Annotated in this window: 7 protein-coding genes, 4 tRNA genes and 3 pseudogenes; 8 read left to right on the plus strand and 6 right to left on the minus strand. The window is 56.9% G+C overall.

Going from position 1 to position 13,012, the window contains the following annotated elements; all coding sequences use genetic code 11:
- Positions 1 to 66 precede the first annotated feature (66 nt).
- The 4 genes from RIFP1SYM_RS05165 to purF all read left to right on the plus strand — a co-directional run bounded on the left by RIFP1SYM_RS05165 (position 67) and on the right by purF (position 4,550).
- On the plus strand, positions 67 to 1,767 hold the full coding sequence (locus RIFP1SYM_RS05165) for a glutamine--tRNA ligase/YqeY domain fusion protein (protein ID WP_005960133.1): 1,701 nt from the start codon (positions 67 to 69) through the stop codon (positions 1,765 to 1,767).
- A 534-nt stretch (positions 1,768 to 2,301) separates the two neighbouring features.
- Positions 2,302 to 2,377, plus strand: a tRNA-Ala gene (locus tag RIFP1SYM_RS05170).
- A 104-nt stretch (positions 2,378 to 2,481) separates the two neighbouring features.
- Positions 2,482 to 2,970: a CvpA family protein gene (locus tag RIFP1SYM_RS05175; protein WP_005960134.1), complete on the plus strand. Its 489-nt coding sequence runs from the start codon at positions 2,482 to 2,484 to the stop codon at positions 2,968 to 2,970.
- A gap of 65 nt (positions 2,971 to 3,035) precedes the next feature.
- Entirely contained in the window at positions 3,036 to 4,550 is a 1,515-nt protein-coding gene (gene purF, locus RIFP1SYM_RS05180) for an amidophosphoribosyltransferase (protein WP_006475237.1), read from the plus strand.
- Positions 4,551 to 4,559: 9 nt separating this feature from the next.
- Here the strand turns inward: purF and RIFP1SYM_RS05185 are convergent.
- A pseudogene (locus RIFP1SYM_RS05185) lies at positions 4,560 to 5,409 on the minus strand (SDR family oxidoreductase).
- 214 nt (positions 5,410 to 5,623) lie between these two features.
- Between RIFP1SYM_RS05185 and pomA the strand changes: the two are divergent.
- The 4 genes and pseudogenes from pomA to aspS form a co-directional block, all read left to right on the plus strand.
- The gene (pomA, locus tag RIFP1SYM_RS05190; protein ID WP_005960140.1) at positions 5,624 to 6,382 is read left to right on the plus strand and encodes a flagellar motor protein PomA; all 759 of its coding nucleotides are present in this window, start codon (positions 5,624 to 5,626) and stop codon (positions 6,380 to 6,382) included.
- 17 nt (positions 6,383 to 6,399) lie between these two features.
- On the plus strand, positions 6,400 to 7,281 hold the full coding sequence (gene tssL / locus RIFP1SYM_RS05195; RefSeq protein WP_005960141.1) for a type VI secretion system protein TssL, long form: 882 nt from the start codon (positions 6,400 to 6,402) through the stop codon (positions 7,279 to 7,281).
- 81 nt (positions 7,282 to 7,362) lie between these two features.
- Positions 7,363 to 8,619, plus strand: coding sequence for a hypothetical protein (locus RIFP1SYM_RS17355; RefSeq protein ID WP_139042067.1), 1,257 nt, complete (start codon positions 7,363 to 7,365; stop codon positions 8,617 to 8,619).
- Between the two features lie 776 nt (positions 8,620 to 9,395).
- Positions 9,396 to 10,883, plus strand: a pseudogene (gene aspS, locus RIFP1SYM_RS05205) (aspartate--tRNA ligase); the annotation flags it as partial.
- Here aspS and RIFP1SYM_RS16870 read toward each other — a convergent pair.
- The 5 genes and pseudogenes from RIFP1SYM_RS16870 to RIFP1SYM_RS18970 form a co-directional block, all read right to left on the minus strand.
- Positions 10,823 to 11,506, minus strand: a pseudogene (locus RIFP1SYM_RS16870) (ammonium transporter); the annotation flags it as partial. The pseudogenes aspS and RIFP1SYM_RS16870 overlap by 61 nt on opposite strands.
- A gap of 263 nt (positions 11,507 to 11,769) precedes the next feature.
- A tRNA-Met gene (locus RIFP1SYM_RS05210) sits at positions 11,770 to 11,846 on the minus strand.
- A 199-nt stretch (positions 11,847 to 12,045) separates the two neighbouring features.
- A tRNA-Arg gene (locus tag RIFP1SYM_RS05215) sits at positions 12,046 to 12,122 on the minus strand.
- Positions 12,123 to 12,174: 52 nt separating this feature from the next.
- A tRNA-Ser gene (locus tag RIFP1SYM_RS05220) sits at positions 12,175 to 12,267 on the minus strand.
- 294 nt (positions 12,268 to 12,561) lie between these two features.
- Positions 12,562 to 13,012, minus strand: a 451-nt coding sequence (locus tag RIFP1SYM_RS18970) for a carbon storage regulator (RefSeq protein ID WP_420855213.1), incomplete at its 5' end; no start/stop codon positions are given.

A 13,012-nucleotide genomic window follows, 5' to 3' on the forward strand; every position in this document is an offset into this window, starting at 1 on the left:
TCCGGCTAAGCCGGAGATGGCTGGCAGAGGCTGGTCCTGTAAGCACAATCAGAGAATTTTCGCTCTATGACTACATCCGAGAACAAAACGCCTACCAACTTCATCCGTCAGATCATCGATGCTGATCTGGAAGCAGGCAAAAACGCAGGCAGGGTACACACTCGCTTTCCCCCAGAGCCCAACGGCTACCTCCATATCGGCCACGCCAAGTCGATCGTGCTCAACTTTGGTATCGCCCAGGACTACCCGGGCGGCCAGTGCAACCTGCGTTTCGATGACACCAATCCGCACAAGGAGAACATTGAGTTCGTCGAGAGCATCCAGCAGGATGTGCGTTGGCTCGGTTTCGACTGGGAAGATCGACTCTTCTACTCTTCGGACTACTTCCAGCAGTTGTATGATTTTGCGGTGGAATTGATCAAGGCGGACAAGGCCTACGTCTGCGACCTGAACGCGGAGCAGATGCGCGACTACCGCGGTACCTTGAAGGAGCCGGGCAGACCCAGTCCCTATCGTGATCGTTCGGTGGAGGAGAACCTGGAGCTGTTTGCGCGCATGAAGGCGGGCGAGTTTGCCGATGGCGAACGGGTGTTGCGGGCGAAGATCGATATGGCATCGCCCAACATGAATATGCGGGATCCGACCCTCTATCGGATCCGCCATGGCGTGGTGCACCACCAGACCGGTGAGGACTGGTGCCTCTACCCGATGTACGACTTTACCCATCCGATCTCCGATGCGTTGGAGGGGATCACCCACTCCCTCTGCACCCTGGAGTTTGAAGATCACCGGCCACTCTACGACTGGGTGCTCGACAACATCACCATCCCCTGTCATCCCCAGCAGATCGAGTTCTCACGACTCAATCTGGAATTCACGGTGATGAGCAAGCGCAAGCTGACCCAACTGGTGGCAGAGGGCCATGTGGAGGGATGGGACGACCCGCGCATGCCCTCCATTGCTGGTTTGCGCCGCCGCGGCTATACCGCCGCCTCGATCCGCGACTTCTGTCATCGTATCGGTGTCACCAAGTCCGACAATAAGGTGGAGATGGGGGTGCTGGAGAACTGCATCCGTGAGGATCTGGACAAAAACGCGCCGCGCCGTTTGGCGGTGATGCATCCACTGAAGCTGGTGCTCGAAAACTACCCGGAAGGGAAGAGTGAGGAGCTGGAGGCGGCCAACCACCCCAAGGATGAGTCGATGGGCAGCCGCATGATCCGTTTTACCCGCGAGATCTACATCGACCAAGCCGATTTCCGTGAGAGTGCCAACAAAAAGTATAAGCGGCTGGTGAGTGGTGGCGAGGTGCGGCTGCGCAACGCCTACGTGATCAAATGCGAAGAGGTGATCAAGAATAATCAGGGCGAGATCGTGGAGTTGCGCTGCAGCTACGACCCCGAGACTCTGGGTAAAAATCCGGAGGGCCGCAAGGTGCGCGGCGTGGTCCACTGGGTCTCCGCCGAATACGGCGTGAAGGCCGAGGTGCGCCTTTACGACCGGCTCTTCAGCAAGGCCAATCCTGACCAGGTAGAGGAGGGCGGGGCGTTCACCGACAGCCTAAACCCCGATTCCCTGCGTACCCTCACCGACTGCTATATCGAGCCGGCTCTGGCGAAGGCAGCTCCGGGTGAGCGCTTCCAGTTTGAGCGTGAGGGCTATTTCTGCCTCGATCGCCAGGATGCCTCAGCAGAGCGGCCGGTATTTAACCGTATTGTCACGCTGCGTGACTCCTGGGCTAAGATTGAGCAGCAGGGTAAAACCTGATTGTTGGTGCACTAGGGGCCGGGACTGCCCACCCACGAGTTAGGGTTTTTACTGACAGTTCGGTGCAGATCGGAGAGAAAATTTGCATTTGTGCCGGAATCTGCTATTTCTAGGCTCCAACGGAAGCGAAGTTTAGTCGGCATCAGACCGATACGTACCGTTTTTTATACCTGTCTCTGTCGGTTGGAGTGGGTCCAAGCGCTGTCGATAGCCGGGCCTTCTCCATCGATTGATAGCATTGAGGAGAATGTTATGAGTGAGAAAAGTGCGCACCTGTTTTCCAATATCTGTACGTCCTGCATGACGGCGGCCTTGATCGCCGTTGCAGCGGTGACTGGGGCTACCCTGCTGTGGGTGATGATGCTCTAGGAGCCAGACCCCGCCAGCCCTTGTGTAACGGCCCATCTAAGGGCCGTTTTTCGTTTAAAGAGACAGCTGGATCGGCTCTAATTTTGCAGACTCTATTGGTCTCCAATCAGGCAGAAAAAACAGTAGACAAAACCCGAATCTTCCCCTAATATTCGCACCTCCTTCGGGGCCATAGCTCAGCTGGGAGAGCGCAACACTGGCAGTGTTGAGGTCGGCGGTTCGATCCCGCCTGGCTCCACCAAATTGAATGCGAATGCCCGGATCAATTCCGGGTGTCTCGTTTCAGACTCTCAAAAACGATAGCGATCAATTCGATCCTTCCTCAATTGGCGTTTCTGAATTGCGATGCATTGGATAGACATTCTCATCCTTATTGTTGTCGCCATCTCTGCCATTATCAGCTTGGTGCGCGGTTTCGTCAGCGAAGCGCTCTCTCTTGCCACCTGGGTGGTGGGATTTTGGGTGGCCTGGCTGTTCTTCCGTCCGCTGGCGGTACAACTAGAACCCTGGATTGATGTGCCCTCTCTGCGTTTGGGCGCCGCCTTCGGTCTGCTACTTATCGTCACCCTGCTGCTCGGCGCAATCCTCAATCGATTTCTTGCCTTGTTGGTTGATTCCACTGGTTTGACCGGTACTGATCGTATGATTGGTATGCTTTTCGGTATCGCCCGGGGCGTGCTAATGGTGGCTATCCTGGTGTTGCTGGCCGGCCTGACCCCGCTGCCGGGAGATGGTTGGTGGCATGAGTCGTCGCTGATTCCCTACTTTGAAGAGATGGCGTTGTGGATGAAGCAGAACCTCCCCGACGACATCGCCCGCTATTTTAGTTATTAAAGGGGGCTCCGAGAGGCGCGCAATATCGCTATAATCGGCCCTTCTTGTTTGACGGAGTAAAAGGTATGTGCGGTATCGCCGGGCTTGTCGGTAAATCGGCAGTCAATCAGTCGCTGTACGATGCATTACTGGTCCTGCAACACCGTGGACAAGATGCCGCGGGGATCGTCACCTGTGAAGGCGGCAACCTGCATCTGCGCAAGGCGAACGGATTGGCGCGGGACGTCTTCCATACTCGTCACATGATCGACCTGCGTGGCAACATAGGTATTGGCCATGTGCGTTATCCGACCGCTGGCTGCTCCTCCTCAGCTGAATCCCAACCCTTCTATGTCAACTCCCCTTATGGCATCACCCTGGCCCATAACGGCAATCTGACCAATGCAGAAGAGCTGAAGCAGGAGCTGTTCCGGGATGACCTGCGTCATATCAACACCGACTCCGACTCAGAGATCCTGCTGAATATCTTTGCCCATGAGCTGGAGGCACAGAACACCAGGCGCTTGGCACCTGAACATATCTTTAAGGCGGTGGCCGGCGTGCACCGACGCTGCCGCGGTGGTTATGCGGCGATCTCCATGATCCCCGGGGTGGGTATCCTGGCATTCCGCGATGCCTTCGGTATTCGTCCGGTGGTCTATGGCAAGCGCGAGACTGAGTTGGGCACCGAATATATGATCGCCTCTGAGAGCGTTGCACTGGATGTGCTCGGCTTTGAACGGGTGCGGGATCTGGCTCCGGGCGAGGCGGTCTTCATCAGCAAGGATGGCGAATTGCATACCCAGCAGTGTGCGGAAAACCCGGTAAGCTCGCCCTGCATCTTTGAGTTTGTCTACTTTGCCCGTCCCGATTCAATCATCGACAACGTCTTCGTGCACAAGGCGCGTTCACGTATGGGCAAAAAGCTGGCGAAGAAGATTCAGCGGGAATGGGTGGAGCACGACATCGATGTCGTGATCCCGATCCCGGATACCAGTCGCACCGCAGCGCTGGCGCTGGCCAATGAGCTGAAAGTGCGCTACACCGAGGGCTTCATCAAAAATCGCTATATCGGCCGCACTTTTATCATGCCCGGACAGACGGTGCGCAAAAAATCGGTGCGCCAGAAGCTCAATGCCATCGACCTTGAGTTCGAAGGCAAGAATGTGATGCTGGTGGACGACTCCATCGTGCGCGGTACCACTTCGAAGCAGATCGTGCAGATGGCGCGGGATGCCGGCGCCCGCAAGGTCTATTTTGCCTCGGCAGCGCCGCCGGTGCGTTTCCCCAATGTCTATGGCATCGATATGCCGGCCGCCACCGAGCTGGTGGCCCACGGTCGGACGGTGGAAGAAGTGCGCGACATCATCGGTTGTGACGAGTTGATCTATCAGGATCTGCAGGATCTGATCGAGGCGGTGCAGAAGAAGGGCAAGACTGATATCGAACGCTTCGACACCTCAGTCTTCGACGGGGAGTATGTGACCGGCGACGTATCGAGCAGCTACCTCGATCAGTTGGAGCAGAATCGAAGCGACGGGGCGAAGTCAGAGCGTGAGGATTCAGTCCGTTCGGTCATCGGTCTGCACAACAATGCTTGAGCTTACCGGCTAACGGCCACCCTCGCCGGAGACCTTCTGCAGAACCCAGTCCATCCCCCGGGTTGATAGCAGTCGTTTCAGTGTGCCAAACAGATAGGTGGGGACGGTGACAGTAGTAGCGGGGGCGGGGGTGCCGGCTCTCCAAGGCATGAAATACCCGCTTTAGCACCGCCTCCGCCGGTAGAGTGAATGGGGCGGTTGGCCCTTCCTTCAGCAGTCGTGCCTCCATCGCTAGGTAGTTGCTGCGATGAAACGATCTATCGGCATCGATGTTGCGCTGCCATGCCTTGTAGGCATTGTTGCGGAATCGGCTCTCGATCGGCCCGGGCTCGATCAGGCTGACCTGGATGCCGCTGCCGCGCAGTTCCAGGCGCAGGGTGTCTGTCAGCCCTTCCAGGGCGAACTTGCTGGCATTGTAGGCGCCACGGTAGGGCAAGGCTATTAGTCCTAAAACCGAGCTGTTCTGGATGATGCGCCCCTCGCCCTGTCTGCGCATCACCGGGATCACCCGGCAGGTCAGTTCATGCCAGCCGAACAGGTTGGTCTCAAACTGTTGGCGCAGCACCTCCCGCGACAGATCCTCCACCGCGCCAGGTTGGCCATAGGCGCCGTTGTTGAACAGCCCGTAGAGTTTGCCGTCGCTGCTCTGTAATAGCTCCTCAAGGGCGTTGGCGATGGAGGCAGAATCATCCAGATCGAGCTGCAGACTCTCCAGCCCCAGCTCTTGCAGACGCGCCACATCCGCTATTTTTCGTGCGCTGGCAAACACCCGATAACCGCGCTGCTGTAGCCCCTGTGCAACACAGAGGCCGATTCCACTGGAGCAGCCGGTGATAAGAACACTCTTTCTTTTCTGCATCTGCAGAGCTTACCGCACTTCGCAGCACTTTCGATGCCTTCACACCCTACTGACCCCAGCTTGCCAGCCGCAGGGAATTAAAGTTTCGGCTGGCCTGTCCGCTACCTGGAACGAACAACAGAGTGCCAATGGCTCTGTGCGAAAAGCCGGGTATCGGCGACAGAAAAGAAGCAGAAATACTGTTTTGACGACATCTTGAGTTGGAGAGTATCAGGTGGATATCGCAACACTTGTTGGTTTACTCGGAGGATTTGGCATCATCATCGCGGCGATTGCTACCGGTGGTGACGTGATGTTGTTTGTCAACGTACCCTCAATTCTGATCGTGGTGGGCGGCACCTTTAGTGTGACGCTGATGCAGGTCTCCCTGGGGGATTTTCTGGGCTCTTTTGCGATCGGAATGAAGGCATTTTTCTACAAAACCGATGATCCCAAAAAGCTGATCGAAGAGGCGGTGCAGCTGGCCGATGTGGCACGCAAAAATGGTCTGCTGGCGCTGGAAGGGCAGGAGATCAGCAACGATTTTCTCAAGCAGGGGATCGGACTCTGTGTCGATGGTCACGATCCCTCCCTGGTCAGCAAACTATTGAGCAAGGATATCGAGTTGACCATTCAGCGCCACGAGGTGGGGCAGACTATGTTTACCAACATGGCGATCATGGCGCCGGCGATGGGCATGATCGGTACCCTGATCGGTCTGGTGCAGATGCTTGCCAATATGTCCGACCCCGCCAGTATCGGCCCGGCAATGGCAGTGGCTCTATTGACGACCCTCTATGGGGCGGTGATCGCCAACGCCTTTGCACAACCAATTGCCGATAAGCTGGCCCGCGCCAGTGCCATGGAGAAGACCAACAAGTCTCTGATCATCGAGACCATCTCCGGGATCCAGGAGGGTATGAACCCGCGGGTGTTGGAGCAATTACTAAGCACCTACCTGCCTTCCAGCAAACGTCCCTCTGGTGACAAGTAGGGCAGGGGAGTATACAGATGGCTGAAGAATGCCCGAAATGTGAAGCCGGCCTGCCTGCCTGGTTGGCCACCTTTGCTGACCTGATGTCGTTGCTGATGTGCTTTTTTGTGTTGTTGTTGTCGTTCGCAACCATTGATGCCGTGCGTTTCAAGAAGATGGCGGAGTCGATGAAGGATGCCTTCGGCGTGCAGCGTGAGATCCCGGCCAATGAGATCGTCAAGGGCGTCAGCGTGATCAAACAGGAGTTCAGCACGGGTAAGCCTGAGCCCACGGTGATCGACGAGATTCGCCAGATCACCACAGATGAGGAGCAGGAGAACCTGGAGGTCAACGAGAGTAAGGAACAGGCCGAAAAGGATGTCGAAGTCGATCAGCAGATGCGTGAAGCGGTGCTGGAGCAGATCGAAGCCGAAGTCAAAGAGCAGGCGGAAGAGCTGAAGATGATGCTGGATAAGGAGATCGATGAGGGGATGCTTGAGGTTGAAACAGAAGCGACCAAGATTATCATTCGAATCCAGGAGAAAGGCTCTTTTGGGTCGGGCAGAGCGACTCTCAACCCTGGATTCTTTGACGTGATCTCGAAGATCACCAAAGTCATCGCCGCCACGCCGGGGAAAGTAGTGGTGGCTGGCCATACTGACGATATCCCCATCTCCACTAAGCGTTTCCGTTCCAACTGGGAACTCTCTTCCGCCCGCGCGGTAACGGTGGTGCATGCGATGTTGAGCAATCACGGCCTCGACCCCTCCAGGGTCTCGGTTGAGGGGCATGCGGATTCGTCCCCCTTGGTCCCCAATGACTCCTGGGCGAATCGGGCCAAGAACCGGCGTGTTGAACTGATCATCGAGCGGGGGAGTGACAGTGATCTTGGCGTGCAGACGATAGATGCCATCCGGTAAGCCGCAAGCCAGTTATGATCGGGGTGCCCATCGAATGGCGGACTATTTCAGCAACCTAACCTAGGTTAAGGGAGTCGATTGATGTCGATTGAGAGACAGGGTGGCAGGCCCAGGCAGCGCCAGCCGCGACAGAGAACCAAAGAGGCCGAACACACCAGTGACCAGGTAGAACAGAACCGCGAGCAGCAAGCACAGATGAGCGAGCACGGGCAGCATCACAACAGCACCGGCAACAGGAGGAACCCGAAGCAGACGAACCAACCCAACCTCACCGCAGCCCCACACCGTATCGAACCCACACACCAACAGCGAGCAAACGACACCCAGGCAGCCGAGAAGAAAAGCCACTTGCTCCAGCACAACGCCAACCCCGAGCAGACCAACGGCAAAGAACAGCAGGCCAAGCAGAACAACCAGAACCCACCAGCCATCCCCCACCGCAAACCACAAAGCAACCAAAACCGCCACATCCGGAAACAAAAACCGCTCAAACAGCCAGCCGGAACCCGGATCAACACACATCACGAGGCGGGCAAAGACCACGCAAGCCACGAAAACCAAGACGAAGAAGTCCTACTCAGAAAAAACCAGCCCAACACCCCCGAAAACCACCACAACACCGTCAGCCGGCATACCCACCCCCGCCAGAAACCGATGCAAAGAGACCCCCGAGAACCACAAGAGCGGAAGCAACGGGAGCGCGACCAAGCAGCCAAAAAAAGACAACATCAAGACGGCCGTGCGGATCACCGACAACGCCAGCAACCGACACAGCGGGGGCACACAACGTCCCCCCAAGCCGACCTACCGGCAACAGCAAAAGGAACGACCGGAATCGATCGACGAACACCTACAGCGCAAGACCCGCCCGAGGAAGCCGCAGAAGGAACACGCCAGCATCAGCTGGCCGAGCAAACAAACCAGAGAGGAGGCACCCAAACAAACCGAGCAAAAGAAAAACGAAAGGCGGACCGACTAACCAGCCAGCTGCATGAACGGGCCAAAAGAGCCCGAACCCTCACACCCCCAAACCAGCGCCAAAACACAAGAGCAGACAGCAACCCCCGAGACAGCAAAAAGCCCAGCCACGAAGACCGTAACGAAACCGCCGACCACCAACGGAAAGCGAGACAAAAGAGCAACAATCAGATACAAACAAACTCCCCCGAATCAGGACACCCCCCACCCAAGAAGCAGCACCCCGCCCCCCGAAGCCCGCAAAAAGCAGCACACCAGCACCAAAAAGACGCCAAGCAAACCAGCAAAAAGAAACCCCAGAAACCCCGAAAAAAGCAGAACAAATACCCCAGCAACGCCGCCCCCAGCAACTCCAACTAAGAATCGACAGACAGGAGATGGCGGAAAAACCACCGGGCACCGCGCAGGAACAGCTCACCGACAACGCCAGCCAGAAACCCCGGCGGCAGCACCGCGCCGCACGGCACGCACAGCACCACGCGACACAGCCCACTGCAAGAACCACCAGAAACACCCCGCGCGACGACCAACCCGAGCCACGCGGGCCGGCAGGCCACCCAGACACCATCACACACCGGGCGGATCGCGCCAAACCGCTGGCGACCCAACGCGGCCCGACTGTCGGACCGGCGGTGGACGCGCAGCCCCCGGCGCCACTCACGCCAGGCCGAGAGCAAAAAACCAAGAGAGACAACGAGCCCCCACAACGGCAACCCCACCCGCAACGGCCACGGCGACGAATCTCCACCACAAAGGAGAGCCACCACAAGTGTTACTACCAGCGACGAAGGCGCGGAGGCGCAGCACAAGACAGGGAGCGACAGACCAAAAGCCAAAACCCCCACCACACCCAAACACACCCGCCCGGACCGAAGCAGGCAGCCCAAACAAAACCACCAGGACATCGAAACGACCGGAGAACACACAAACAACACATCACGCGCCACGAGAGCAATAGTACCGCACCCCGCCAAACCCGAGGACCAACAGGCACAACCCGAGGCCAAACAGGAACAGCCCCCCACCGCAAAGAGAACAACACCCGGACCAAGCCTTAGAAGCCAGGAAGGCATGGCAGGCCCAACCAAGACGACGGCAAAAACAAAACCACGCACAACCATCACAAAAGAGAAACCCCCGGTTGGGTTCATCGTCGCCGCGACCATGGTGGAGTGATCTTCATCGACCTGCGCGACCGGGAGGGGTTGGTGCAGGTAGTCTATGATCCCGACCGCTCGGAGATCTTTTCTATTGCCGAGCATGTGCGCAACGAGTTTGTGTTGCGGGTGAAGGGCCGCGTGCGCCCGCGCCCGGAGGGCACCGTCAATCCCGATCTGCCTACCGGCGAGATTGAAATCCTCGGTCTTGAACTGGAGGTGCTGAATCGCGCTGAGACCCCACCGTTCCAGCTTGATGAGCACGAAAACACTTCCGAAGAGGTGCGCCTGCGCTACCGTTATGTGGACCTGCGTCGCCCTGAGATGCTGGAGAAGATTCGCATTCGCGCCCAGGTCACCCGCTCACTGCGTCGCTTTCTCGATGAGCGGGGCTTTCTCGACATCGAGACCCCAATGCTGACCAAGGCGACCCCTGAGGGTGCCCGCGACTATCTGGTGCCGAGCCGTACCCATCCTGGGCAGTTCTTTGCATTGCCGCAGTCGCCGCAGCTCTTCAAGCAGCTGCTGATGATGTCGGGCATGGATCGTTATTATCAGGTGGTGCGCTGCTTCCGTGATGAGGATCTGCGGGCCGATCGTCAGCCTGAGTTCACCCAGCTCGATATCGAGACCTCCTTCCTCAGCGAAGATCAGATTATGGATCTCAACGAGGAGATGATTCGTCAGCTGTTTAAGGAGGTCCTTGGCACCGATCTGCCTAATCCCTTCCCGCGCATGACCTACGATGAGGCGATGGAGCGCTATGGTTCTGATCGCCCCGACCTGCGAGTGCCGCTGGAGTTGATCGACCTGCGCGATCTGATGCAGGATGTGGAGTTCAAGGTCTTCTCCGCTCCGGCCAAAGATCCCCACGGCCGGGTTGCTGCGCTGCACGTGCCCGGTGGCTGCAAGCTCAGCCGCAAGGAGATCGACGCATACACCAAGTTTGTAGGCATCTATGGCGCCAGGGGTCTTGCCTACATCAAGGTGAACGAGGCGGCCAAAGGCCGAGATGGGTTGCAATCGCCGATCCTTAAGTTCCTCACCGATGCCGCGGTGGAGGGCATCATGCAGCGCACCGGTGCCCAGGATGGCGACCTGATCTTCTTTGGTGCCGACAAGACGAGCGTGGTTAACGAGGCCCTCGGGGCCCTGCGAGTCAAGGTCGGTGAGGATCTGGGCCTGATGGAGGAGGGCTGGCGGCCGCTCTGGGTGGTCGACTTCCCGATGTTCGAGTGGGACGACAACCATGATCGCTGGACCCCGCTACACCACCCCTTCACCTCCCCCAAGCTCGACCAGCTGGAGCTGCTGGAGAGCGATCCAGGTGGTTGCAAATCCCGCGCCTACGACATGGTGCTGAACGGCGTGGAGCTGGGTGGCGGCTCTATCCGTATCCATCAGCAGGACATACACAAGAAAAGCGGCAACATGGCAGAGATCACAAAGCAAGAGCCAGAACAAAAAACCAGCGCCGCCATCAGCGCCCCCACACCGGCGGTGATGTGCACCACAGTACCACCAGCGAAGTCATACAGGCCCATCTCACCGAGCCAGCCACCACCCCAGACCCAGTGGGTCACCGGCAGATAGACCAGCACCAGCCAGACCGCACTGAAGATCATCATGGCAGAGAATTTCATGCGCTCGGCAAAGCCACCCACAATCAGCGCCGGGGTGATGATCGCAAAGGTCATCTGAAACAGCATAAAAAGTGACTCAGGAATATCGCCGGAGAGAGTCTCTTTGCCGATGCCTGCCATCATCACCTTGCTGAAGTCGCCGATCCAGGCATTCCCCTCGCCAAAAGCGAGACTGTAGCCGAAGACAAACCAGATAATCGTGGCCATCCCAGCAATGGAAAAACACTGCATCAACACCGAAAGGACATTTTTGCTGCGTACCAGACCACCATAAAACAGCGCCAGCCCCGGCAGGGTCATAAAAAGAACCAAGGCAGTGGAAGCCATGATCCATGCCGTATTGGCCCCATTGATCGCTGTCTCTTCCGCCAAAGCGGTCCCCGGGAGGAAAAATGCCCCAATCAGGGGCAGCAAGCGCCCCAAAAGGTGGAATCGTGCCATCTGAATCTCTCTCACTAGCAGTTTATTAATCACATGCGCTCACTGCGCATGCATTTTCGTCTACGAGTATGCAATTTTAGTGCCTTCCATAAAATATTATTTAATTCAAATAGATAGGCAAAAATAAATATGGCACACACCCAAAAAGGCACCAAAATGGGGCACTCAGAAATGATTGACGCACCAAAATGGGTCACCGATGTCAGCGCGAACCAAAAGTGGGCACAAAAAAACCCCGCCAGGTTCACTGAACCGGCGGGGTTTTAATATGGTAGCAAGGGGCAGATTCGAACTGCCGACCCCAGCATTATGAGTGCTGTGCTCTAACCAACTGAGCTACCTTGCCAAACTATCAGCACCGGGTAACGGTGAGAAGGGCGGGAAATATACTTCTCACATCTTCCGCTGTCAACTACCTAAGCCAAACTGTAGCTTGAGTCCCACGGGCAAGAAACATTGACTGACATCCACAAATCGCCAGCAAAGTATCGCCAAAAAAAACCGGTCAAGCAGGACACTCTAACCGGTCGATTTATCTTCTAAAATGGCGCGCCCGGAAGGATTCGAACCTCCGACCACCTGGTTCGTAGCCAGGTACTCTATCCAGCTGAGCTACGGGCGCTATGTGATTCAGTTGCAACCTGAGATTACAGTCTTGCACTGATGCACTGACATGGCGGAGAGAGAGGGATTCGAACCCTCGATGGAGCTATTAACCCCATACTCCCTTAGCAGGGGAGCGCCTGAACCCCCGCGGCCAACACTCCAAAACTTGGAGCGTGCTAAAGCCAAGGACACCAATCAAGACCAGAACGGGACGCCGGAAAGCATCACTCAACCCACACCCGTCAACGACCAAACCCGGCACCACACAAGACGACAAACCAACACCAAAGCAGCAGCCCGACAATCACGCCAATACGGGGAGATCAGCCAGACCCCCCCTAACCCATCCCAGGGCAAACCACACGGTAAGCCAGGAAACAAAACACCAGGTCCGCACAGAAGCCGAAAACAAAGAAACAACCTTTCAAACTGCAAATGACATCACCCCGAAACAGTCATCCGAAGACAACTCCAAACGAATAAAGACGCAAAAGAGCCAGCGAGCAGACAACACCCTCGCCAACAAACAAAAAAACACCGGCATACATGCCCAAGGTACTGACAACACCGCGCCACACAAAATACTCGACGGCGCCGACAGCGCCACCCGCCTCAACAAGGTGAATCCCGAAGGAAAGCCCCAAGCGATGCACGGAGACACCACGCGGCACACCCACACCCAGCAGAACCTGACGCACGGCAACACCCAGAACAGAAACGGGAACATCATCGCCGAGCATTAAACCGGCGCCCACGCCACGAGAGAAGAGCAACACGGCAAAAACCCATGCACAACCCCACTCACTACCGCCGAACACACACACGCAGACCACCACTACGGCCACAAACACTGCAAACAAACCCCCACAAAGAACCCACGAAAGCACCATGCGCACACTCGAAAAA

It is taken from the genome of endosymbiont of Riftia pachyptila (vent Ph05), assembly GCF_000224455.1.
Lineage (GTDB): Bacteria > Pseudomonadota > Gammaproteobacteria > Chromatiales > Chromatiaceae > Endoriftia > Endoriftia persephonae.

Excerpts from the sequence above, each read along its gene's own strand:
- RIFP1SYM_RS05165 (WP_005960133.1), top strand. The coding sequence starts at position 67 with ATGACTACATCCGAGAACAAAACGCCTACCAACTTCATCCGTCAGATC.
- RIFP1SYM_RS05175 (WP_005960134.1), top strand. The coding sequence starts at position 2,482 with ATGCATTGGATAGACATTCTCATCCTTATTGTTGTCGCCATCTCTGCC.
- purF (WP_006475237.1), top strand. The coding sequence starts at position 3,036 with ATGTGCGGTATCGCCGGGCTTGTCGGTAAATCGGCAGTCAATCAGTCG.
- tssL (WP_005960141.1), top strand. The coding sequence starts at position 6,400 with ATGGCTGAAGAATGCCCGAAATGTGAAGCCGGCCTGCCTGCCTGGTTG.
- RIFP1SYM_RS17355 (WP_139042067.1), top strand. The coding sequence starts at position 7,363 with ATGTCGATTGAGAGACAGGGTGGCAGGCCCAGGCAGCGCCAGCCGCGA.